Origin of the sequence: Akkermansia sp. RCC_12PD (assembly GCF_036417355.1) — a bacterium.
In the GTDB taxonomy this organism is placed as follows: domain Bacteria; phylum Verrucomicrobiota; class Verrucomicrobiia; order Verrucomicrobiales; family Akkermansiaceae; genus Akkermansia.
In genome coordinates this window covers 947,713-968,841 of sequence record NZ_CP143889.1, presented here as the reverse complement: position 1 = coordinate 968,841, position 21,129 = coordinate 947,713, and the positions used below count along the sequence as shown (strand labels likewise).

Annotated in this window: 19 protein-coding genes; 9 read left to right on the top strand and 10 right to left on the bottom strand. The window is 54.0% G+C overall.

What is annotated here, in order from left to right:
• Positions 1-26 precede the first annotated feature (26 nt).
• The 7 genes from V3C20_RS03990 (at position 27) to V3C20_RS03960 (ending at position 10,724) form a co-directional block, all read left to right on the top strand.
• On the top strand, positions 27-1,073 hold the full coding sequence (locus V3C20_RS03990) for a glycosyltransferase (RefSeq protein WP_149874855.1): 1,047 nt from the start codon (positions 27-29) through the stop codon (positions 1,071-1,073).
• A gap of 14 nt (positions 1,074-1,087) precedes the next feature.
• Complete coding sequence (locus V3C20_RS03985; RefSeq protein WP_149874300.1) at positions 1,088-3,337, top strand: alpha-1,2-fucosyltransferase; 2,250 nt, start codon at positions 1,088-1,090, stop codon at positions 3,335-3,337.
• A 339-nt stretch (positions 3,338-3,676) separates the two neighbouring features.
• The gene (locus tag V3C20_RS03980) at positions 3,677-4,282 is read left to right on the top strand and encodes a hypothetical protein (protein WP_130083701.1); all 606 of its coding nucleotides are present in this window, start codon (positions 3,677-3,679) and stop codon (positions 4,280-4,282) included.
• A gap of 6 nt (positions 4,283-4,288) precedes the next feature.
• Positions 4,289-5,095: a phosphoadenosine phosphosulfate reductase family protein gene (locus V3C20_RS03975; RefSeq protein WP_130083700.1), complete on the top strand. Its 807-nt coding sequence runs from the start codon at positions 4,289-4,291 to the stop codon at positions 5,093-5,095.
• Between the two features lie 22 nt (positions 5,096-5,117).
• Positions 5,118-5,831, top strand: coding sequence for a GTP-binding protein (locus V3C20_RS03970; protein WP_161981419.1), 714 nt, complete (start codon positions 5,118-5,120; stop codon positions 5,829-5,831).
• A gap of 400 nt (positions 5,832-6,231) precedes the next feature.
• Entirely contained in the window at positions 6,232-10,146 is a 3,915-nt protein-coding gene (locus V3C20_RS03965; RefSeq protein ID WP_130083698.1) for a TIM-barrel domain-containing protein, read from the top strand.
• 299 nt (positions 10,147-10,445) lie between these two features.
• Positions 10,446-10,724 carry a hypothetical protein gene (locus tag V3C20_RS03960; RefSeq protein WP_130083697.1) on the top strand — a complete coding sequence of 93 codons (279 nt, stop codon included), beginning with the start codon at positions 10,446-10,448 and terminating at the stop codon, positions 10,722-10,724.
• A 391-nt stretch (positions 10,725-11,115) separates the two neighbouring features.
• Here the strand turns inward: V3C20_RS03960 and V3C20_RS03955 are convergent, their stop codons facing one another.
• From V3C20_RS03955 to V3C20_RS03915, 9 genes are all read right to left on the bottom strand, one after another.
• A complete protein-coding gene (locus V3C20_RS03955; protein ID WP_130083696.1) occupies positions 11,116-11,436 on the bottom strand; it encodes a DUF3820 family protein in 321 nt (106 codons plus the stop codon).
• Entirely contained in the window at positions 11,429-12,136 is a 708-nt protein-coding gene (locus V3C20_RS03950) for an alpha/beta fold hydrolase (protein WP_130083695.1), read from the bottom strand. The genes V3C20_RS03955 and V3C20_RS03950 overlap by 8 nt, the downstream gene beginning before the upstream one ends.
• A gap of 15 nt (positions 12,137-12,151) precedes the next feature.
• Positions 12,152-12,757: a MarC family protein gene (locus V3C20_RS03945; RefSeq protein WP_130083694.1), complete on the bottom strand. Its 606-nt coding sequence runs from the start codon at positions 12,755-12,757 to the stop codon at positions 12,152-12,154.
• Positions 12,758-12,793: 36 nt separating this feature from the next.
• Entirely contained in the window at positions 12,794-12,997 is a 204-nt protein-coding gene (locus tag V3C20_RS03940) for a hypothetical protein (protein WP_130083693.1), read from the bottom strand.
• 395 nt (positions 12,998-13,392) lie between these two features.
• Positions 13,393-13,800, bottom strand: a complete 408-nt coding sequence (locus V3C20_RS03935) for a hypothetical protein (RefSeq protein ID WP_130083692.1) — start codon at positions 13,798-13,800, stop codon at positions 13,393-13,395.
• A gap of 5 nt (positions 13,801-13,805) precedes the next feature.
• The gene (locus V3C20_RS03930; protein WP_130083691.1) at positions 13,806-14,834 is read right to left on the bottom strand and encodes a GDSL-type esterase/lipase family protein; all 1,029 of its coding nucleotides are present in this window, start codon (positions 14,832-14,834) and stop codon (positions 13,806-13,808) included.
• Positions 14,831-15,889 carry a hypothetical protein gene (locus V3C20_RS03925; RefSeq protein WP_130083690.1) on the bottom strand — a complete coding sequence of 353 codons (1,059 nt, stop codon included), beginning with the start codon at positions 15,887-15,889 and terminating at the stop codon, positions 14,831-14,833. The genes V3C20_RS03930 and V3C20_RS03925 overlap by 4 nt, the downstream gene beginning before the upstream one ends.
• Complete coding sequence (locus tag V3C20_RS03920) at positions 15,886-16,458, bottom strand: hypothetical protein (RefSeq protein WP_130083689.1); 573 nt, start codon at positions 16,456-16,458, stop codon at positions 15,886-15,888. The genes V3C20_RS03925 and V3C20_RS03920 overlap by 4 nt, the downstream gene beginning before the upstream one ends.
• A gap of 117 nt (positions 16,459-16,575) precedes the next feature.
• The gene (locus V3C20_RS03915; protein ID WP_130083688.1) at positions 16,576-17,349 is read right to left on the bottom strand and encodes an Hsp33 family molecular chaperone HslO; all 774 of its coding nucleotides are present in this window, start codon (positions 17,347-17,349) and stop codon (positions 16,576-16,578) included.
• Positions 17,350-17,874: 525 nt separating this feature from the next.
• On the opposite strand from V3C20_RS03915, the gene V3C20_RS03910 reads away from it, so the two are divergent.
• Together V3C20_RS03910 and V3C20_RS03905 are read left to right on the top strand one after the other, a co-directional pair.
• On the top strand, positions 17,875-18,378 hold the full coding sequence (locus tag V3C20_RS03910) for a peptidylprolyl isomerase (RefSeq protein ID WP_130083687.1): 504 nt from the start codon (positions 17,875-17,877) through the stop codon (positions 18,376-18,378).
• An 87-nt stretch (positions 18,379-18,465) separates the two neighbouring features.
• A complete protein-coding gene (locus V3C20_RS03905) occupies positions 18,466-20,445 on the top strand; it encodes an ABC-F family ATP-binding cassette domain-containing protein (RefSeq protein ID WP_130083686.1) in 1,980 nt (659 codons plus the stop codon).
• A gap of 61 nt (positions 20,446-20,506) precedes the next feature.
• On the opposite strand, the gene V3C20_RS03900 is transcribed toward V3C20_RS03905, so the two are convergent.
• Positions 20,507-20,917 (bottom strand): PEGA domain-containing protein, encoded by a 411-nt coding sequence (locus tag V3C20_RS03900; protein ID WP_192907204.1) that lies wholly within the window; start codon positions 20,915-20,917, stop codon positions 20,507-20,509.
• Between the last annotated feature and the right edge of the window lie 212 nt (positions 20,918-21,129).

Sequence of the window (21,129 nt, the reverse complement as noted above, 5' to 3'; positions counted from 1 at the left end):
CAGTGAATCCACTTGAGAATTAACCCATGAGCACCTCCTTAAAGAAAATCTATGTCAACGGCTTCCCCAGCCTCTACGGCGGAGCCGGAACTGAACTCCACCACCAGATACTGGTCTGGAAACACATGGACATTGACGTCCACATCATCCCCACCAACGACGGCTTCCAAAACGAAGCCCTCTACCTGGAAATGGTGGGGCTGGGCGTTCACATCCACGCTCCCAACGACTGGTCCGCCCTGGAAGAAGGGGATGCCATCATCGGATTCTGCAACGGCGAATACCTGGAAAACCTCCCCGCCATCCGCCAAAAAACCAGGCGCACCATCTTCGTCAACTGCATGACCTGGCTCTTCAACAAGGAAAAGGAACTCATGAAGCAGGGGCTCATTGCCATGTTCCTTTACCAAAACGAAGAAGTCCGCCAGAAAAACATGCCCCTGCTCAAGCGCTGCAATGACGACCCCTCCATTGCGTTCATGACCTTCAAGCCCTACTTCCACAACGACTCCTTCCCCTTCATCGCCGAGAGAAGCGGGGAATACTTCGGCTGCGGGCGCATCTCCCGGCAGGACGCGGACAAATTCGCCGCCAACACGCTCCACATCTACGAATACTTCGTCTCCCCCCTCTTCAAGCGTGGCCTGTTTTTGGGCTTCGACCAGAGGAGCCGGGAGAAAATCGGAGAACCCTACGGGTGGATACGCACGGCGCGCGACCAGAGGGAGGTGAGCCAGCAGGACTTCTACAAGCACTGTGAAATAGTGCTTCAGCCCACGGACACGACGGAAAACTGGCCGAGAGTGGGCTTTGAGGCGATGGCCAGCGGCAGCGTGCTGGTGGTGGACAACCGCGGAGGTTGGCGCCAGATGGTGGAGCACGGCAAAACCGGATGGCTGTGCGACCATGAAAGGGACTTCATCTACTACGCCAGCAAGATGGCCTACGAACCGAACCTGAGGAGGGACATGGCGGAGGCGGCTCGTGAGCGGGGTATGGAGCTGGGGGGGCTGGAAGCGTCGGTATCCAGCTGGGAGGAAATCTTTGAAGCGGTGGAACAGCTTCCTGCCTAGAAAGGAGAAAAGACATGAAAAAGCAAGTGAAGATACTGGTAGGAATCTGCTCGTGCCAGCGGATGAAGGAAAAGAGGGATGCGGTGAGGGAGACGTGGCTGGAGCATCCGGCGGATGGGATAGAATGCGTGTTCTTTGTGGGAGGAAAGGAAGGACTGGAAGAGGAAAGGGGGGATACGGTGGTGCTGGACACAGCGGATGGCTACGACGAGCTACCGGGGAAGGTGAAGTCTTTCTTTCGGTATGCGCTGGAGAACTACGACTTTGAGTGGCTGTTCAAGTGTGATGACGATACGTATGTGGATTTGAGCCGTTTGGAATCCGTGGTTGATGATGAGTATGACCTGATCGGAGATGTGATGGTATCGACTCGTCACTCTCCGAGTGGGGGAGCGGGTTATTTTCTGAAAAGGAGCATGGTGGAGAAGCTTGTGGAGGCGCCCGGCTTTGCTGATTGCGGGGCGGAGGATCTGATTGTGGGTGAACTGGTAGGGAAGCTTGAAGGGAGGCTGAAGTCGACAGGCCGTCTTTACATGAATAATGTATATTACCCGGATGCCGGGAATGACATGGTAACGGCGCACTGGTGCACGCCCCCTATTCTGCGCGCCCTGTATGCATTCAATTACTCCCGGCCGGATTTGGTAGGTGATGCCAGCCATCCGCATTGGAAGGATGAACTGCATTTTTATGCCAATGGAGTATTCCGTCGCAAGTCTTCGGGCTGTTATGGCTGGTGGAGTATGGGAAGCCAGGGAGAGCTGATATTGAAATGGCTCGTCTGGCCCATGGAACAATTGCTGCCCCAGCATGGGAAATATGTGGGATCATCCATCACGATTCAATTTCATGCCGGAATGATGCCTCTGGAACAATTGTGCCAGGAACATGGAAGCAATGCCGAATTTCCGCATTCCTCCAAGTTGTATGTCCATCTTGGCTGCGGAGACCGACGTTTAAACGGCTGGCTGAATCTGGATGCTCCCAATTATGATATATCCCGTCCGCTGCCTTGGGAAAGTGAATCTGTGGATGCTTATTATTTGGAACATGTCATTGACGGGATAAGCTCGGAAAAAGCCTGCTGCTTCTTTTTTGAGGCATTTCGTTCTTTGAAACCCGGCGGCATTTTGAGGCTTGCATTCCGGGATGTGCTTTCTCTGACGGGGACTGTTACTCCTGCATTCCGCCAATACATGAAAAGCAAGTATCCGGACACGTTTATTCCTGCCAATGAAGTGGGGGCCATCCTGGCCTTCTATAAACAAAAATCCTTGTGGACGGTTGATTCGCTGACGGAAGTACTTAAATCCGCAGGTTTTGAAGTGGAGGTTCGGGATCCGGGAGTGTCGGAGTATGGTCACTTGCAGTCTCTGGAACGTCGTTCCGACCGCGATGAGCATCCTTTCGATCTGCTGGGGACCGTGTGTATGGAAGCGAAAAAGCCGGCAAACGGAACTCGGCCCGGACACGCCCCCGTCAATTTTCGTATCCTTTCTCCGCATAAGTGGAATGGTTGCGTAGCTCCTTTCTTCAAGGACTATGCACGCACCGGAAACCACCTTTTTCAGATCGCCGCTACTTACGCCCATGCTCTTCGCCATGGGCTTGAATGCAAAATACCCTGGAAAATGAGGGAAGAAACCAGGAATTTGCAAGAGTGGCTGGGAGACTCCTGCGCATGCTGTCCGGAAGGAGGATACGACTTTCCCGTTGTTTACGAGGAACCGTGTTTTTCCTACCGCCCCATTCCCGGCATGATTCGGCAAGGAGCCATAGAAGGTTACTTTCAGAGTGAAAAATATTTTGAGGAATATGGAAATGAAATTCGAGCCCTCTTCGGAAATTTAATCGCTCCCAAGCAGGAAGGAACGGCGGGAGTTCATTTAAGAATGGGTGATTACCTTAATCTGACCTTCCTCTACCATACTCCGGATGTCCCCTTCCTGAATGAAGCGCTTGCAAGGCTGTCCGGCAATATCAGGAAGCTGGTTGTTTTCTCCGACTCTCCTGAACATGCCCGGAAGCTAATGGAGAATGTTTCAGAAGCTCGCCGTTTCGAAGTGACTGTGGATGAACATAAAACGCTGGGTGCCCTTCGGGAATTGACAGCCATGCAGGAACTCGTTCTTTCCTGTTCCTCATTCTCTTGGTGGGGTGCCTATCTGGGAGATCAGGATAAAGTCTTTATCCAGAAGGAGTGGTTTGTAAGTAAAATTAAGGATTATCAGGATGTCTATCGAGATAAATGGATAAAGATTTAACTTTAAATAACAGAGTGAAATTTGGGTATAATTCGCCGTGAATACAAGGACAGCACGAGACATACGCATTATTCATTTGCGACGGGAGGAAAACTGCCGCATAGAGGACCTCCGGCTTTTCCGGGAACCGGGAAATGACATGTCTACCCTTACGAAAGGAGCTGGAGAAAATCCCCGGGCCCTCTTCTCGTCCGGGTATGAAAGTATCGAGACGCTGGCTTATAATCCGGTTACTGATAAGTATTCCGCGACAGGAGCGGCGGGGCGGTGGCAGGGCCGGCATTTTGCTGCAAGCGTGACCGGAGAAAATATATTCTCCATGTACCGACAAAAACTCTAATGTACCTGATTCCCAAAAATGCGTGCGGCACGCAGATAGGAACCGTATTTCACGAACTGGGATCCAATCCTGCGGCTAGGAGTCCGGTAAGGGTTTGGAATGAGAATACCTGCAACTATTGCCTGAACAATCAGGATTATGATGCGGACAAATTCCGGGAATACAATCATCTGGCTGTTTTCCGCGATCCTGGCGAAAGATTTGTCAACCTTGCCAATTATGCCTGGTGCATCAACCGGGGAATATTTTCTCCCTTCACTTCATCCTGCAGGAGCAAGAGGCAGTTGCTGGACACCATGCATTTGCTTATTCGGATGAATGAAGCCAATCATCCCGGCAGGTGTGGGCGGCATTTTGAAGTACAGGCCTGGTATTATGACCGTTGTCCCCGGATTGACACGATAGTCCGCGTTGAAAACCTGCCCGACTATATGAGGACCGTCATGAACGTGGAGCCGTGCAATTTCAATATGGATGGCAAACATGAACTGACACGGGGCGATTTGACGGACGCCGACATTGCCAGCATCAGGGAAAACTGGGCCGGCGACTTTCTGCTTGAAAAACGTTTCAAGAAACTTTTCTGGATTAACCCCACGAAATAACAAACCATGACTGACTGGATAGAAAAAACACACAGAATCATTAAAACGGCTCTTTCCAAGGCGAAGCGCCCGGCCGTCCTCTGCTCCTACGGCAAGGACAGCATTGTCCTGCTGGACTTGCTCCGGCAGCACATCAACCTGGATCGGCTGAGGGTCATTCACGTCGATACGACCTTTGAATTCCCGCAGCTTTATGCCTACAAGAAATACATTATCAAGGAATTCGCTATCGGTTCCGGTGATCTCACCGTGACTAATACGGCTGCTCTGAATTCCGGAATGAACTATGAAAATACGCCTGTTTTCGAAGTAACGGCTGCGCTCAAGACGGAACCCCTCAAACAGGTTATCCGTGATGAAGCAATCGACTTCCTGTTCACGGGAATCCGCCGCGATGAAGAAGGTTCGCGGGCCAAGGAACGCTACTTCTCCTACCGGGACGCCCAAGGCGTCTATGAACCGTCGGACAACAATCCGGAATTCCATCCCTTTGAAGGAATTAATATTTCCACCCCGGAAAAAGGGCATTACCGCGTCAATACCCTGTTGGACTGGACGGAACTGGACATCTGGCAATACACCCTGGAACGCAAGCTTCCCCTGTGTCCCCTTTACCTTGCAGTTGACGGCAAACGCTACCGTTCCCTTGGGTGTATGCCTGTAACCACCCCCGTGGATTCCGGAGCGGATACTATTGAGAAAATTATTGATGAAGTAGCCGTAACCCTCGTTCCGGAACGCGCCAGCAGAGCGCGCCAGGATGAAGCCGTGCCGCATTGCATGGAAATGCTCCGCCGCAACGGTTTTTGCTGATCCATTCTCCACATTTAAACATATGAAATCAAAAGCCACTATAGCCGTATGCGGCCTGATGGACAGTGGAAAATCCACGCTTATCAAGAGCCTGCTTCGGAAGAACACGGGACGCGTGATTGAACCGGATGCGCTGTGCATTGAACAGGCCACGGGCCGTACGATCACGGGAACCCGTATCGCCTGCCCCGTCAATGACCATACCGATCTGGTCTTCTGCGACTGCCCCGGGCATCTGGAATACCTTCCGGAAATCGTGTCGGGGTTGTGCGCCTCCAAGGGATATATCCTGATCATTGATGAAAATCGGCGGGAGCAGTCGGAAGCGTACCAGAGGAAACTGGAAGAAATTGCCGCTGCCATCGGCGTAGAAAACATTGCCGTGGTTCACAGTCATTCCATGGCGGAACAGGCGGGGCAAATCCATTATGATACGGAACAACCTTCCTTTGATGCCGCCATGGATCGGCTGCTGGAGGTCATGGACCGTTTTCTCCAAAAGGAGCGTCAGATTCCGGCAAGCGAATCCCGCATTGTATGGTTCGATTCCCTGGACGGAACGGCCCGGTACGTTCTGTATGATTTGGCAGGACATCCTCTGGACTGGTCCCATGAAGGCAACCATGATCCGGGGGACTGCTCTTCCATTGACGGATTGCCGCCTTCCCTCTCCGGCCGTTTTCTCGTTTGCCGCGCCAAAAAGGGAAATATTGTAGGCGTGGGATGCGCCGCCTGAAACATTCAGAAATAACCCGCATGCCGTTGGTTCTTGGTAAAAGAGCCGGCGGCATGTCGCATTTTCCAGTGCTTCGCCAATCTGCCGTCCGGGTTTTCTATGGCATTGACCAGGAATATTATTGAGGCATAGTTCAAAAGAGGGTTGTGCCCGGATGAAACGCATGCGGGGGAAAGGATGAAAAAAGCGCAGGAAACTGCCGGTATATCTGGCAGCTGGAAAATGCCGGAGCGCATGGCCCTCTTTAATATGATTCGCGTACACATCCGATATTGCAGGCGCAGCCTGTACAGGAAACTACATAGTTGATAAAAAAGGGGGATTCCATTCATCTTTGGATTGATTATTGGAGTTCATTTTGAGACGGTGTTCCGGCTGACGTGATAAAAATGATATGATAATGGGAAACTCAACTGACAGCAGCATGCTGAGGAAAACTGTTTTAATGACCTGCGGCGTGTCTCTCTTCTTCTCCGGCTTTGCCTTTTCCGCCCAGGGTGGGCCGCAGGAAGGGCGGCAGGCCCCGCTGGTGGAGGATGCCCGGAAAATCAATCCTTCGGCCGTCGAGGTGCTGCTCGGGAAAGACCACCGGATGACCTTCGACTTTTACGGGGACAACATCTTCCGCCTTTTCCGCGACGATTCGGGAGGAATTATCCGGGACCCGAAAGCGGAGCCCGAAGCTAAAATACTGGTCGGGCAGCCCAGGAAGGCCGTGTCCAGACTGGATGTTGGCAACCAAGGGAATATGGTCACAATCACCACGGGAAAAATCAGGGTGGAAATTGACAAGAAGACTTCCCTGATCAAAATCGTTGATTTGAAAACCGGAACAGTGGTTGTTGAGCAGGCGGCTCCCGTCCTTTTTGAAAAGGGCAAAACCACTCTGTCCCTGAAAACGGGGCCGGAAGAATACTTCTACGGAGGAGGCGTGCAGAACGGACGCTTCTCGCACAAGGGGAAAGTAATCTCCATTGAAAACCAGAACAGCTGGACGGATGGAGGCGTAGCCTCCCCCACTCCCTTCTACTGGTCCACAAACGGCTACGGACTTCTGTGGCATACGTTCAAGAAGGGGCAGTATGATTTCGGCGCCAGGGAAAAAGGCATCGTCAATCTCAGCCATGATGAAAATTATCTGGATGTCTTCTTCATGGTTGACGACGGAGCGGTCAACCTGCTGCAAAAGTTTTACCAGTTGACGGGAAATCCCGTTCTGCTGCCCAAATTCGCCTTCTACCAGGGGCATTTGAACGCCTACAACAGGGACTACTGGAAGGAAGATGAAAAAGGCATTCTGTTTGAAGACGGCAAGAGATACAAGGAGAGCCAGAAGGACAATGGAGGAATCAGGGAATCCCTGAATGGAGAACTGGACAACTACCAGTTTTCCGCCCGTGCCGTGATCGACCGCTACAAGGCCCATGACATGCCCCTGGGCTGGCTCCTCCCGAATGACGGCTACGGCGCCGGTTATGGACAGACGGACACTCTGGACGGAAATATTGCGAATTTGAAAAGCCTGACTGATTACGCTCTGAAAAACGGAGTGGAAATCGGCTTGTGGACTCAGTCGGATCTGCATCCCAAACCGGAGATAAGCGCCCTTCTGCAGCGTGACATTGTCAAGGAAGTCAGGGACGCCGGGATACGCGTATTGAAAACGGACGTCGCCTGGGTAGGGCCCGGCTATTCCTTCGGACTGAACGGTATTACGGACGTCGCCCAGATCATGACCTATTACGGGAACAACAGCCGCCCGTTCATCATTTCCCTGGACGGCTGGGCCGGAACCCAGCGTTATGCCGGCATCTGGACAGGCGACCAGACGGGCGGAGCCTGGGAATACATCCGTTTCCATATTCCTACCTACATCGGCTCCGGCCTGTCTGGCCAGCCGAACATCTGTTCGGATATGGACGGCATCTTCGGTGGGAAGAATCCCGTAGTCAACATCCGCGATTTCCAATGGAAAACCTTTACCCCCATGGAACTCAACATGGACGGTTGGGGAGCCAATGAAAAATATCCCCATGTATTTGGGGAACCCGCCACCTCCATCAACCGGTGGTATCTGAAACTCAAATCGGAACTCATCCCGTATGCCTACAGCATCGCGGAAGAATCCGTCAGCGGAATGCCGATGGTCCGGGCCATGTTCCTGGAATATCCCAATCCCTATACATTGGGCAAGGCGACGCAGTACCAGTTCCTCTTCGGCCCCTCTTTCCTGGTGGCTCCCGTCTACCAGGAAACGAACGCGGACAAGGAGGGCAACGACATCCGCCACGGCATTTATCTGCCGGAAGGCCAGTGGATCGACTACTTTACGGGCGACTTGTACGAAGGGGGTAAAATCTACAACTGTTTTGACGCCCCCGTCTGGAAATTGCCCGTCTTCGTGAAAAACGGAGCCATCATTCCCATGACGGGCCCGAACAACAACGTATCGGAAATAAATCCGAACCACCGGATATATGAAATTTACCCCCATGGCCGCAGTTCTTTCACCACGTACGACGACGACGGCGTAACGGAGGAATACCGGCAGGGCAAAAGCGTCAGAACCCGGATTGAATCGGACCTTGACGGCAATAATAACGTGACCGTAACCGTTCATCCGGCAGTTGGCGACTTCACCGGATTCGACAAGAAAAAATCGACGGAATTCCGCATCAACGTGACGCGGAAGCCGGACAAAGTTTCCGCACGGCTTGGCAAGGACAATCTGGAACTGGCAGAAGCGGCGTCCAAAGACGATTTCCTGTCACGGGAGAATGTTTATTTTTACGATGCCGCTCCCAACCTGAACAAATTCGCCACGAAGGGAAGCGATTTTGAAAAGAAAGTGATTGCCAAAAATCCTCAGCTCCTGGTGAAACTGGCAGCGACGGACGTTACGGCAAATCCCGTTGTGCTTTCCGTGGAAGGCTTCCAGTTCCAGCCTGCGGAAAAATACCGCCTCTCATCCGGTCCTCTGTCCGCTCCCGGGAATGCCGGAGTTACGGAAGAAAACACGGCTGCCTACACGCTGAAACCCACCTGGAATGCCGTAGCCAATGCGGATTACTATGAAATCGAGTTCGGCGGCATGCTGTACACCACTATCAAAGGTACGGAATTCCTGTTTGAAGATCTGGAAGCCGAAACTCCCTACTCCTTCAAGTTGCGTGCCGTCAACCGCGATGGTCATTCGGATTGGACGGCCTTTAATGCCAAAACTCAGGCGAATCCGCTTGAATTCGCCATTGAAGGAATTGTTGGTGAAACAACTGCGGAAAACCAGGGCAATTCCCTGACCAAGCTGTTTGACTTCAAGGAAAAGGATGCTTGGCACACGAAATATGGTGCGAAGGCCATCCCGTTTGATTTAGTCATGGATCTGAAAACAATCAACAAGATTGAAAAATTCCATTACGTTCCCCGTGAAGACGCCGGGAATGGCACCCTTCTGAAGGGCACCGTCTACTACAGCATGGACAAGGAAACCTGGACGAAGGCCGGAACCTTCCAGTGGGACAAGAACAATGAAGTGAAAATCTTCGGGTTCAAGGATGCTCCCACCGCCCGTTACATCAAGCTGAATATAACCGAAGGCGTGGGAGGCTACGGTTCAGGCCGGGAAATCTACGTCTTCAAGGTGCCGGGAACGGAAAGCTACCTTCCGGGCGATATCAACAATGACGGCAAGATCGACAGGAACGACCTTACCTCCTACATCAACTACACGGGATTGAGGAAAGGGGATTCCGACTTCGAGGGCTATATCAGCAATGGAGATATCAACAGGAACGGCCTTATTGACGCCTATGACATCTCTGTTGTCGCCACTCAGTTGGAAGATGACTCCGACCAGCCGCAGGAGGATGCCGACCAGGATAAGGGAGATGCCAAAAAACAGAAGGACGCCACCGCCGGAAAAAAGAAAGCGGAACTGGGCGGCAAGCTTCTAATCAGTGCGGATAAAAAGAGATACGGCAAGGGAGACATCGCCAAAGTGACTGTCAAAGGGCAGAAACTCAGTCTGGTGAATGCCTTGAGCTTTGCCCTCCCGTATGATCCCAAAGACTATGAATTCGTGGGTGTGGAGGTCACGGGCATGAATAAAATGGAAAACCTGACGAACGACAGGCTTCATACGAATGGTGACAAGGCACTGTACCCCACCTTCGTCAACATCGGTGACAAGGAGCCGGTAGAAGGTACCAAGGAACTCTTTGTGTTGAAATTCAAGGCCAGAAGGGATGTCAAATTTGATTTGAAACTCAAGGACGGCATGCTGGTGGACAAAAAGCTGAATACTAAAAAATTGTAAGGGCGTCTATTCGAGCGGCCCCGTTTTCCGGTAATAATTCAACCGGAAAACGGGGCCGTATTGTTTTTGTCGGTGGCAAATCCGGCATGATGAGCCTGCCGCTTCTCCCGCCTTTTCTGAAGCCAATGGAGAAGCTCTTCCTGAGTGCGGGAATAAGGAAAAAAGAACCCCTGGGAACAATGCGTACCTGTGGTCCAACACGGATGAAAGAAACCGGAAACAGGGGTATTTGGGAATCCGTGAATATGAATCTGAACCTCTCCGTCCATTCGGGCGGCATGCTTCTGAAGTAGGGACGGGTGTATTGCGACTGGAGTTACAACTGGGGAAACGTGGCGGACCGCCCCTATGACGGTAATTATATGGGAACCGGAGCCGGAAATGTGTTTGTGCTGTATTATTACGGCAGGCAGGACGCACTTGAATTGATGGTCCAGCTACTATGCGCCGGGCGGTTCAGGGAATATTCCTCCGGCGGCGTAACGGTGGCTTCCTCTGATCTCGTTGGATTGATGGGCATGCCGTCCTGGCTTTTTCACCACTTCCTAGATGATGGAAAAAGTTCCGTGGAAAAATGAACAAGGGATGGGAGGATACGGTTTCCCTGAATAGGAGGGCCTGGGTAAAACCCCTCTTCCGGGTAGCAATCCCCAACTCCCTGGGAACCGTTCTGGAGATGTTCAGCTATTATTTCATCAACAGCATGAGTACGGATATTCCGGCGCGTTTGTATGAAAGGGAACGTGCGGGGAAGATGCACGTTCATTCAATGCCAGAACCTTTCCGGAACGCTTGAAGGCGGAATTGCTGAAAAAGCACCAGACTCTAATGAATTAGGCGTTCGTTTCTTCCCCGGCCGCGGAATGCTTCTGCTCTTGGAAGGGACTGGTGGCCCGGTAGGAGAATCTTCAAGCGTCCATCTGTTTGCAACAGACGGAAAATCAGGATTGTTCCGCTGGCCGTGCAGTATCATTCATTCTCGAAATCCCACACGCGGCGGCGGCCATTCTTCTTCGTCCTGCCGCCATTGGCCTTCCGGAAGGGGTCGAAAAGGTTGTCCAGCCCGTTCCCCTTCAGGAGCAGGCATTGTTCCATCAGGCGTCCCAGTTTGCCTTTGGGGAACCCCTTGGCCTGGAACCATGCCAGATATTCCTGAGGCACATCCATCAGGGGGCATCCCTTGGGCGGGTATTTGGCCGGGCCGTACATGCCGAATGGGATGTGGGCCTGGGCTATTTCCTCCACCAGTTTTCTCAAGTCTTCCGCATCCGGGATTCCTGAATCATTCATAAGTTGCAGTGATTAGTTGTTGCAGGCATTTCGCCAGTTTTTCCGGAGCTTCCAGAGGAAGCCGATGGCCGGCATGGGGGATGATCACCGCCTTGTCCCCCGCTGCCCGGCGGGCAAGGGCAGTAAATTTGGAGTCCCGTTCCCCGGCTATCCATAATTGGGAAACACGGGACTGCTTGAGGAGCGGAGCCAGGTTTTCCTGGGCGCCCACGGACCAGTCAATAAACGCGCGGGAGATGGACTTGCGCCACGGTTTCAGGGAGGAGCGGCCAGGATTTCCCGCTTCTCCGCCAAACACGGCCTGCGCATCCCATTCCCTTAAAAAATTCTCCCAGGGGGTGGAGAGACATTTAACGGCCCATTCCGCATCCGCGGCGCGGCGCGCGGCCTTTTCCTCTTCATTCTTCAGACCGGGGTTGGCGCTGATGAACATGGCCCCCTTCCAGAGTGGGGAATGTGCCAGAACCGCGTGCATGGCCAGTCTTCCTCCCAGGGAATAGCCGCAGATATAGGGGCGCTTGTCCTGTGCGGCAATTTCAGAGCAAAGCACGCGGCCCATTTCGGGAAGGCTTTTAGGGCAGCATTCCAGATATTTCCAGAGGTTAAGAGCGCGGGATTCGATTCCGTTGGAACGCAACGCATCCATGACGGGCTTCCAGTCCGCCGGAGATCCCAAGTTGCCGTGAAGGAGCCAGATCATGGTCGAATTTCTGTTCTATTTGACGCCGTATCCCGCCAGGCCATTCATGAACATCTGAACAGAAATCATGATGAGCACCATGCCCATCAGCCGCTCCAGGGCGACTGTCCCTTTTTCCCCCAGCAGGCGCAGGAATTTATGAGCGATGAAAAGGACCAGACCGGAAAGCAGCCACGCCGTGATGATGGCGGCGGCGTAAGTCATCTGGGAAATGCTGTCCGGGCTCTGGGAAGCATGCAGCATGATGATGGCCAGGGAGGAAGGCCCTGCCATCAGCGGCATGGCGATGGGAACGATGAAAGGTTCGTTCTTTCCGGACGCATGGGCCGCGGACGTGAGCATATCCTTGGCGGGAAACACCATTCCCAGAGCCACGAGGAACAGCAGAATTCCGCCGGAAATGTTCAGGGTAGCCGGTTCCAGACCGAGCAGGTTCAGCAGGAATTTTCCGGAGAAAAAGAACAGGAGCAACAAGAACAGCGCAAAAACCAGTTCCCTTTTCAGAATGGCCTTTTGCTTCTCCGGCGTGTATTTTTTCATCATTCCTTGGATCATCGGCGCCAGTCCCACGGGATCGATGACAATGAACAGAAGAATGACTGTGGAAAGAAAGTCCTGCATGGATGTCTTTCTTTGTAACCCATGAAAAAGCGTCCGTCAAAGGCAACCGCCGGCAGCGGGCAAATTCCGGCTTTGGCCCACTATTCCCTTCAGCCGTTCGGAAGAGGGAAGCAGGGTCTGGTAAACCTGTCCACCCCGCCGGATGAATTCACTTTCCCGGAAGCTCAGGGAAAGGAACAGGGAGCGTGCGGAGAAAGTAGCCGGATGAACATGGACGAATGCCTCGCGGTCCGGCGGCATGCAGGAAAGAGCCTTCCGGGCCGGCAGGCTTCCGATGCCGTGCGCCTCCTGTATCCCGGCCGGACGACCAGAAAGCCGATTCCGCCGTGCTTTGGGGAGAATGCCGTTCCTCCGGCAAGTTCTCCTTCCGTCCAGGCGCCAAAGGCCGTATTTCTGGCAGTGCACCGTTCCATGACGCCACGATGATCAGCAGGAGCCATGCCGGGAAAATCGTCCCGGACGGTTGCGGTCATTTCCATCCAAGCGGGAAAATCCGCAGGCGCGGCCTGACGGATGAAAACGGGGGAATGGGTTGGCAGGGCGGCCATGGACGGCGGATAAAGACTTGTACCATTTTTTGGAAAAGCTTGCAAAAACCAGTGCCGGATGCGTACCTAATTCACTATTTTTAAGAGTTAAAGAAGCAGGTCTTGAATGCTGTCGGAAGAAATGACGCCCGTTTCCATGGAAGACAGAGTACAAATGGCATCCATCAGGTTTTCCTGGCCCAGGGCGAGCCCGGCCTCTTCCACAAGCACATCGTCGATGTTCAGGGAAGCGACGGAGATGGAGGGGGCTTCCGGTGCCGCAGGCTCCATCAGTACGGAAATGCCGATTACCCCGACGACCAGCGCCGCTGCGGAGGAGGCCCAGATGCGGAAGGAATTCCACTTGAAGCTTCGGATGGATTCTACGGGAGCGGACTGTGCGCGTTCCTCTTCGGCAATACGCATCATGACCTTACGGGCAAAGCCATCCCCCGGAGCCGTCTGGGAAGCATGGCCGAGCAGTTGCCAGAGTTTTGTATCGTCCTGTTCGTTCATCGTGATTATTCCGTTGGGGGTTCTATTACAGAAACCCCGGAAGGGGAGGAAGGTTTCTTGGCCGTGTCATTTTTTCTTTCTTCCGCCGCCCGGCGGATGACGGGAGCGAGAACAGAGGCTATCCGTTCATATCCTGAAGCGGATGGATGCAGGCCGTCGGAGGAAAGCTCCGCCGGAATTCGGCCGGATTCATCCGCCATCAGCCGTCCCGGTTCCGTGTAAAAAAAACCTTGCTCGGTGGCCAGGGCCTCCAAGCGCAGATTGATGGAGGCAATGCGCTCCGCCGTTCCCTCCCGGCCGCTGTTGCGCGGGTAAAATCCCTGAAGAATGATGGAAGCTCCGGTGAGCCTGTTCCTGGTTTCCCCGCATACGGCGCGAATGCCCAGCAGGATTTCTTCGTCCGTGTTTTCCGCAAAATTATTCGTGCCGATCAGCACCACGCACACGGCGTCTGCGGCGGCGCCGTCCAGCTCTCCGTGGCGTAGCCTCCACAGGACGTTTTCCACGCGGTCGTAGCCGAATCCCAGATTGGCGGCTCTCATGCCCTCTGTGCATGCGGCCCAGGTCTCCGGGGATTTTTGAAGGATGTCACGGTGCGGCTCGTCCACGGGATTCCCTCCCCAGAAATGGGTGATGGAATCTCCGATGAAAAGCAGGTCCGGATGTGTTTCCCGGACCAGGCGGCAGACCGCTTCATGCCGTGCGGGCCAGTCGTAGATCAGGAAATCCCTGTTCTGGGTGCAGGGAACCAGCGTGGAAGGAACGGGGGAAATGGAGGGGATTCCCGGCATGACGAAGGTTTCCGGTTCTCCGATTCCCTTTTTGCCCGTAAAAAGGCGGTAGCGTATGCGCGTCCCCGGAGGCGCCTGGATGGGGGCCAGGTACTGCCCCTGCGTGCACAGCATGCGGGAAGAATCCGCATTGAGGTCCACACGGATAACGGCCCCGTCCGGAGCATGGGCCGGGGTAAGTTCCAGTTCTCCGGCATCGTTCAGAACGGCGTGGATTTCAGGGGATGGAAGGGCTGCCGTCATGATACGTCGCGCATATGCTGCCGCATCTGCCTGCGGCCGATGGAGTCAGGATGACGACCTTCCTGCATGCAGTAATTGACAGGGCGGCTCTGGGAGGCCCCGTGCGGGGCGCCAAGCCTTTTATCCGGTTCCGACGGAAGCAGGCGTACTACCCGCTTGTTTTTCCAGACCAGCCAGAGAACCGCCAGGGAAACCAGTGCGGAGACATGCAGGATGATGCCCGCAACATTCGCCAGGGCGAAGGACATCCAGGCCTTCATCAGGACGTGCAGGTGGGATTCCGGGGTTTCCTCCGTCTCCAGGATGGTTATATTGGCTTCCGGGATGCTTTCGGGATTGTCCGCTTCCAGAGCGGGCAGGGCAGGCTTGGGGGCGGCGGCCATATTGGCTTCCGTTCTCCGGGCCAGGGAAATCATGGCCGTGATCAGCTCGTCCTGCGGATTGGTGAAGCGGGAAGCGTCCTGCTTCACCTGGTAGAGCAAATCGCGCCGTCCGGCATCCCCCAGATGGGAGCTGAGGTCGGGATCCAGGGCTATCTGGGCGCTTTTGATATCCCCCATATGGAAATGCAGCAGCAGGTTGCGTTCCTTGTCCTTGAAAATCTGGCGCGCGATGGTGGGGGCGTTGACGGAGGGGGGGACCTTCTGCCCGGCGGCGAAGATGCTGACAAACAGATTGACGTTGTAGCGGTCCTTGATGAGCCGGATAAGTTCAATGACGTCGTTCCTCTCCACTTCTCCAAGCAGCTTTTGCGGATCTATCAGCCCTGTCGTGGTCCGGATATATTCCGGCAGGAAATATTCGTTTACATCCGTGAAATCCTCCGGAATGGGGTCCACGGCGGGGGAATCTGCGTCCGCAGGCGCTTCCGGCGCGGAGGGAACCGGAGAAACGGCGGCTTCCACGGGGGGGAGGATGGGGGCATGGCTTTCCCACCATGTTCCCTTCATCAGGGACTGCTGGTCTTTGGAAGACCATTTCAGGAGGGGAAGCTCCTGAGCGGGGGCCGTCAGGACCGCCATGAAAAGCATGGCCGCAGGCAGGAGCTTTTTCATGCCGCACCGCCTCCTTTCCTTTCTGCCGGAGCGGGCAGCGTAAGACCGTACCTCATGGGATGCCTGACCTTGGAACGCGCCTTCCGGGCCACGAGGTGGACGGCGTCCTTCATGATGGAGCCCGCGGCGTGCAGAAGCATGCTTTCCCGGAGGGGAATGCGGGCTTTCATGATGGACTTGTTGATCAGGTCCGGTTCCACATAGGGATCCAGTTCGTATCCCCACATAAAGCAAGCCGTATCCGTCCGCACATCCAGCACCAGAACCAGCAGCCACTGCGGATCGAGGGGGCCCTGGTGATTGGGAAATCCGGCTTCATCCACCATCAGGTGGTTCATCATCCAGAAACTGTGGGGAATCAGGGAGAAGGGCTCCAGAATATTGGGAAAATAGACGGAAAGAAGAACGGGGGGAATGCGGCGTTCCAGTTTTTCCAGCAGGGCGTTCAGCTTCACGCGGTCCTGCTGGCGGAGCGCTCCCGCGTTGTCGCACACGCGGCGGTAGGGGATGGAATCCCTGCCGTATTTCTTGTCCAGATTTTCCAGGGAAAAGCCGCAGTGAGGGCACAATGATTCCGCCCCGCGGTGGAAATTATGTAAGCACTTCGGACAAGTCGGCACGAGGAAAGTTTAAGCACGAATTTCGTTGCCGAAAAGGCTAATTGTCAGAAAGAAATCGTGTATGTCTCAATCTTCCAGATTTTCTCTCGTCACGCGGTAGATGGCGGCGCATCTGGGGCAGGTGATTTCCAGCTCATTTTCTCCCTGGAACAAATCTTTCTCTTTCTCCTGGAGCGCCTTGAGCGTTGGAAGTATGCGGTCCAGGGTACAGCCGCAATAAAAACGGAAGCGGCGGGTTTCCAGCACGCGCGTATTTTCGTTTTCTTCCAGATGGGCCATCTTTTCCTGATTGAGGGAATTGAGCCATTCCTCGTCGGCGTCCGGCTGGGCCGTCACCATCGTATAGCATTCGTCCGGCAACTCAATGCAGCGTGCCGTTCTCTGTTCACTCTGCTTGTAAAATTCCTCCACCCACTGGGCGGGGGATACACCGGGAATGGGAACGACGGAATAACGCGGCTCCTGCCCCTTGCAGAGCATGGTGGAATACAGCGTATTCTCTTCCGGCTCTTTTACGTCCTGCGTGAAGACGCGGCCTACGACGGATTCCGTCAGGGATGATCCGGAAACGAACAGGTTGGCCACGATCGGAGTTTTCAGATTGACTGTCCACGCATGCTGTTCCGCCCAGGGGCGGGCAACCATGTACAGCGTGAAATAGGCCATCAGCTCTTTCAGCAGGCTGTCGTAAATCTCTTCATTGCGCAGGCCGTACTGCATGAGATGAAGATAGTAGTCCGTAAACAGGGGTGAGAACTTCGCTCTAAGCGCCAGGCAGTTGCGTCCACGCACAAAGATAGATTCAACCGTAACGAATTCTTCTACCATTTCTTCGCTCATATGATGCAAATTCATCCCTTTTACAGGGAAAATCAATCATGCCTCCTGTCATCGCCGGCTATCATGACAGGCCGGAACGGCCTGTTCCGGGGAAATTGCGGGTATGTTACCCTCCTGAAAAGGAAGATGAAAAAGAATTCTTTCCGGAAGTACCTGGCGGGTTCCTTTTAATGATGGAACGGTTGAAATAAGGGGGGGAGGAAAGCCGGAAACCTTGGGGATTTCCGGAACGCTACGTTCGGAATCGGGTATTCCCGACGGATGAATTAACGTATTCTCCGAAGTGAGGATGGGGCCGCCGCAGTCCCTGCGCCATTTCTTTTTTCATCCATGAAATGCGGCAAATGGTCTTCCGCAACATGGACTGGAGACAGCATCATAAAGAGGTGCGTAAACGCGCGACAAATCCCTGCGCACCAGCGTAGGAAAGTGAAAAGGAATTGGGAGGGACCAATAAGGAACAGGCCCTCTATTTGCACGCAATACAGCCTTTACCATGCCTTTCCATGCGTTTAACATGCGTGCATGGCAACCGACAAGAATATTACCATCCATACTTCCAAGGGAGACATCAAGCTGACGGTGTTCGCTTCCAAGACGCCCGTGACGGCGGCTTCCTTCCTGAACCTGGCTTCCCGCGGCTTTTACGACGGCCTCAAATTCCATCGCGTGATTCCGGATTTCATGATCCAGGGCGGCGATCCCACCGGGACGGGCATGGGAGGCCCCGGCTACCGTTTTGAAGACGAATGCCGCCCGGACCTCAAGCATGATGGCCCCGGCGTACTTTCCATGGCGAATGCGGGCCCCGGTACCAACGGCTCCCAGTTCTTCATCACTCATGTGCCTACCGACTGGCTGAACGGCAAGCACACCGTCTTCGGCAAAGTGACCGAAGGCCAGGACGTGGTGGACTCCATCGAGCAGGGAGATACCATTTCCCGCATCACGATTGAAGACGACACCGCCGACCTGTTCACGGAGCAGGCTGACCGTATCGCCGCGTGGAACAAGGTCCTCGGCAAATAAGGATTAAAAGGAAAAACGGTGGAGGCGGCGCAGAAACGTTCGAGGAACGTTTTCCGCGCCGCCTGTCCCGATGATTGATTCCGGCACATGGTTCTGGCCGTTCAAAATCTGCGCGTGCAATATGGCGCGCGCGTATTGTTCAACGATCTCTCCTTCACGATTGAGGACGGGGAGCGCATTGCCCTGGCGGGGCATAACGGCGCGGGCAAGTCCACGCTGATGAAATGCATTGCCGGCCTCAATGAGCCGGACTCCGGTTCCATCATTCATTCCAAACACTGCCAGGTGGGTTATTTGCCGCAGGAGGGCATTCACGTCCGGGGGCGCAAACTGGTTGACGAAGCCATGTCGGCTTTTGCGGACCTGATGGACATTCAGCAGCGTATTGATGCGCTGACGCAGGACATGGCCGGGCTGGACCCCCGTTCAGCCGCCTATTCCGAAGTGCTCAATGAAATCGGGGAGCTGGAACTCGTGCTGAACGCCCATGACACCGCCCGTCTCCGGCCGCGGACGGAATCCATTCTGCGCGGCCTCGGATTCAAGGACCGGGATTTCGACCGGGACTGCGGCGAATTCTCCGGCGGCTGGCAAATGCGCATTGCTCTGGCGAAGCTTCTTCTTCGCGGGCCGGAAGTGCTGCTGCTGGACGAGCCTACCAACCATTTGGATATCCAGTCCCAGCGGTGGATGGAACAATATCTGCGCACCTACCGCGGTGCCATCGTGATCATTTCCCATGACGTGGCCCTGCTGGATTCCCTGGTTTCCCGGACGATCGCCTTTTATCACGGGCGTGCGGAGGAATATGCGGGAAACTTCTCCTACTTTCTGAAGGAAAGCGAACAGAGGAAGGAAATCCTTCTGCGCCAGAAAAAGGCCCAGGACCGGGAAATAGCCAAAACGAAGGAATTCATCGACCGTTTCCGCTACAAGGCCACGAAGGCTTCCCTGGTGCAGTCCCGCATCAAGCAGTTGGAAAAGGTGGAACTGATTGAGGTGGAGGAAGACGACGCCGTGATGGACTTTCACTTCCCTACTCCCCCGGCGGGAGGCCATTCCGTCGTCAAACTGGAAAAGGTCTCTAAAAATTACGGCCCCATTTCCATTCTGGACAAGTTTGACTTTGAAATCGTCAAGGGCGACCGCATCGCCATCGTGGGCGTGAACGGAGCGGGCAAGTCCACTTTTTCCCGCCTTATTTCCTGCGGGGAGGAACCGACTGCGGGACATGTCACAATGGGCCACCATACCCGGATCGCCTTTTTCTCCCAGACCCACGCCGACGATCTGGACCCGGACAAGACGGTGCTGGAATGCGTAGAAGCGGCTGCAACGCGGGAATCCGCCCCCATGGTGCGGAATCTGCTGGGTTGCTTCCTGTTCCGGGGGGACGACGTGCATAAACGCGTGGGAGTGTTGTCCGGAGGGGAGCGGTCCCGCGTGGCCCTGGTCTGCATGCTGCTGCATCCCGCCAATTTCCTGATCCTGGACGAGCCTACGAACCATTTGGACATTCAGTCCCAGCAGGTCCTTCAAAAAGCCCTGGCCGAGTATCCGGGTTCCTACTGCATTGTTTCCCACAACCGCAGCTTTCTGGACCCCATTGTTACCAAGGTGCTGGAATTCGTGCCGGGGGAAAAGCCGCGCCTGTACATAGGCAACGTATCCGATTATCTGGAAAAGGTGGAGCGTGACCAGGCCTTGGGCGCTGCAGCGCGTTCTGCCTCCGCCGGAGGAACGGAGCAGGGCGGCGGGGGGGACCGGAAGGCACGCAGGCGCATGGAGGCGGAAATCCGCCAGAAAAAGACGCGCCTGCTTCGTCCCCTCCAGGAAAAACTGGAAGGCCTGGAAGCGGAAATAAGCCGTCTTGAAACGGAAAAAACGGACATCACGACCCGTCTGGAACAGCCGGGAACAGCGGCGGACACGGATGCCGTGATGGAATTGACCATGCGTTTCCAGCAGGCCGACCGCCAGTTGGAAGCATGCTTTTCCCAATGGGCGGAACTTTCTGAAGAGATTGAGGAGACGGAAGCCCGCATTGAGGCGGAAACCGTGTTATAAACATATTTGGATGCAGGACAGTTCTTTGAGAAGAATGTTACAGTGAATGAGCTTAAGATTTTTATTGATGAAGAGAGAGGTTTACATTCTCCGGATCAAGTGTATATAAACCTCCAGATATTGCGTCCACCGCTAAACCTAGGAGACCCCCAAAAAGAATATTTCCCCATACCCATCCAGAAATTGAATTTGTGAGTGTGGCAGAAGCAGGCTGGTAACCTTTCTTTGCAACAAGAATGGTGTGATTGCTGTTTCTGTCCATCTTGACAATTACTGGCGTTTTGCCTTCCGGTTTGCCATCAACTGTTACATCTGCCCCTATAGGAGTACTTGATATGCCGATTTTTTGCGTGCCTCCGTGCATGATTGTTCCGCAGGAAGAGAGTAAAAATAATGAAATTGCTAGTACTGCAGTTGGAACATGCATAAATAATTGTGAAATACAAATAGGGCCATTTTCATGAGCGCTCATAAAAATATTTTTTAATTTCTTCTTTAAAAATTATAACGGAGTGCTAATCCGCAAGAGAGTCAACTCTGATGAAAGATAGAAGATTCCTAAATATAAAGACTCAAATCTTCCGCAAACAATAGATTCCAATCCATTCTGGAATCATTTTTTCTAGCAATGGACTTCCAGTGAGATTTTTGCGTTGACAGCGGATTAGCACACCGCTTTCAGGA

What these genes read in the sequence shown, in the direction of transcription:
- V3C20_RS03990 (WP_149874855.1), top strand. Translation starts at nt 27, where the DNA reads ATGAGCACCTCCTTAAAGAAAATCTATGTCAACGGCTTCCCCAGCCTC.
- V3C20_RS03970 (WP_161981419.1), top strand. Translation starts at nt 5,118, where the DNA reads ATGAAATCAAAAGCCACTATAGCCGTATGCGGCCTGATGGACAGTGGA.
- V3C20_RS03930 (WP_130083691.1), bottom strand. Translation starts at nt 14,834, where the DNA reads ATGACGGCAGCCCTTCCATCCCCTGAAATCCACGCCGTTCTGAACGAT.
- V3C20_RS03915 (WP_130083688.1), bottom strand. Translation starts at nt 17,349, where the DNA reads ATGAGCGAAGAAATGGTAGAAGAATTCGTTACGGTTGAATCTATCTTT.
- V3C20_RS03935 (WP_130083692.1), bottom strand. Translation starts at nt 13,800, where the DNA reads ATGAACGAACAGGACGATACAAAACTCTGGCAACTGCTCGGCCATGCT.
- V3C20_RS03980 (WP_130083701.1), top strand. Translation starts at nt 3,677, where the DNA reads ATGTACCTGATTCCCAAAAATGCGTGCGGCACGCAGATAGGAACCGTA.
- V3C20_RS03975 (WP_130083700.1), top strand. Translation starts at nt 4,289, where the DNA reads ATGACTGACTGGATAGAAAAAACACACAGAATCATTAAAACGGCTCTT.
- V3C20_RS03940 (WP_130083693.1), bottom strand. Translation starts at nt 12,997, where the DNA reads ATGCCGCCGGACCGCGAGGCATTCGTCCATGTTCATCCGGCTACTTTC.
- V3C20_RS03925 (WP_130083690.1), bottom strand. Translation starts at nt 15,889, where the DNA reads ATGAAAAAGCTCCTGCCTGCGGCCATGCTTTTCATGGCGGTCCTGACG.
- V3C20_RS03900 (WP_192907204.1), bottom strand. Translation starts at nt 20,917, where the DNA reads ATGAGCGCTCATGAAAATGGCCCTATTTGTATTTCACAATTATTTATG.
- V3C20_RS03955 (WP_130083696.1), bottom strand. Translation starts at nt 11,436, where the DNA reads ATGAATGATTCAGGAATCCCGGATGCGGAAGACTTGAGAAAACTGGTG.
- V3C20_RS03905 (WP_130083686.1), top strand. Translation starts at nt 18,466, where the DNA reads ATGGTTCTGGCCGTTCAAAATCTGCGCGTGCAATATGGCGCGCGCGTA.
- V3C20_RS03985 (WP_149874300.1), top strand. Translation starts at nt 1,088, where the DNA reads ATGAAAAAGCAAGTGAAGATACTGGTAGGAATCTGCTCGTGCCAGCGG.
- V3C20_RS03950 (WP_130083695.1), bottom strand. Translation starts at nt 12,136, where the DNA reads ATGATCTGGCTCCTTCACGGCAACTTGGGATCTCCGGCGGACTGGAAG.
- V3C20_RS03945 (WP_130083694.1), bottom strand. Translation starts at nt 12,757, where the DNA reads ATGCAGGACTTTCTTTCCACAGTCATTCTTCTGTTCATTGTCATCGAT.
- V3C20_RS03910 (WP_130083687.1), top strand. Translation starts at nt 17,875, where the DNA reads ATGGCAACCGACAAGAATATTACCATCCATACTTCCAAGGGAGACATC.
- V3C20_RS03965 (WP_130083698.1), top strand. Translation starts at nt 6,232, where the DNA reads ATGGGAAACTCAACTGACAGCAGCATGCTGAGGAAAACTGTTTTAATG.